The organism is Lysinibacillus sp. GbtcB16, assembly GCF_019091145.1.
GTDB lineage: Bacteria > Bacillota > Bacilli > Bacillales_A > Planococcaceae > Lysinibacillus > Lysinibacillus fusiformis.
Window position 1 is genome coordinate 1 of sequence record NZ_JAGXJV010000441.1, and the last position, 268, is coordinate 268.

A 268-nucleotide genomic window follows, 5' to 3' on the forward strand; every position below is an offset into this window, starting at 1 on the left:
TTCCATGCCGGACATGCTGGCTCCCGCTTCTGCCGCAAGCAAGTATCCGTCTCCGGTCAACACGTTCGTGCCGAGCGCCTTACTCAAGAAGGCGCATCCGCCTGTAGCGATGACAACCGCTGCTGCATCTACGCGCCATGCAGCTTGCGTCTGGTTGTTCACGCCGGCAGCCCCGGCAACACCATGCTCATCCGCTAGAAGCTCCAGTGCAGGACTGTGGTCGAGAATGCGAACGCCTGCCTTTTTCACCTGTTTGCGCATTAAACGC

Annotated in this window: 1 protein-coding gene; it reads right to left on the minus strand. The window is 59.3% G+C overall.

The features are described 5' to 3' along the window. Positions 1-268 (minus strand): FAD-binding protein (locus KVT27_RS24840; protein ID WP_217582193.1); only part of this gene is annotated, 268 nt, incomplete at both ends.